The organism is Hydrogenophaga intermedia (genome assembly GCF_023715105.1).
GTDB lineage: Bacteria > Pseudomonadota > Gammaproteobacteria > Burkholderiales > Burkholderiaceae_C > Hydrogenophaga > Hydrogenophaga intermedia_A.
Genome location: NZ_JAMBNO010000113.1, coordinates 1 through 424, shown reverse-complemented (window position 1 = coordinate 424; position 424 = coordinate 1). Strand labels below are relative to the sequence as shown.

Sequence of the window (424 nt, the reverse complement as noted above, 5' to 3'; positions counted from 1 at the left end):
CCCCCGTGGCGGTCCGTGAACGCGACGTCGACCGGCCCCCGGCTGTCCTGGAAGGCGAACACCCGGCGTCGTACCTCCGTGCTCGAGACGTGCGGCTACTTCAGGAAGTCCGGCACGTCCAGCTCGTCGTCGTCGAAGTGCGCAGGCGCCGGGTGGCTGCCGTTGCGGGCTCCGGACGGCGAGCTGGGGGTGTCGGTGAAGGAACCGTAGCCGGACCGCGCCGATGCTCCGACGTGCTCGGAGGTCCGCACCGGGGCCGCCGTGGCTCCGGTGGCCGGACGTCCCGAGCTGCCGACCGGCTGCGGCACCCTGGCCGGGCCGCTCGGCTGGTGCGTCGGCGCAGGCCCCCCGACGGCACCCTGGGCGGCGCTGCGGGTCTCGGCCTGCGACTGTTGCACCGCGGGCTCGCGACGCAGCACGGAGC

General features: G+C 75.5%; 1 protein-coding gene. It reads right to left on the bottom strand.

Going from position 1 to position 424, the window contains the following annotated elements; all coding sequences use genetic code 11:
• Nucleotides 1–95 precede the first annotated feature (95 nt).
• Nucleotides 96–424: hypothetical protein (locus M3149_RS22820; protein WP_435370782.1), on the bottom strand; the 329-nt coding region annotated here is incomplete at its 5' end.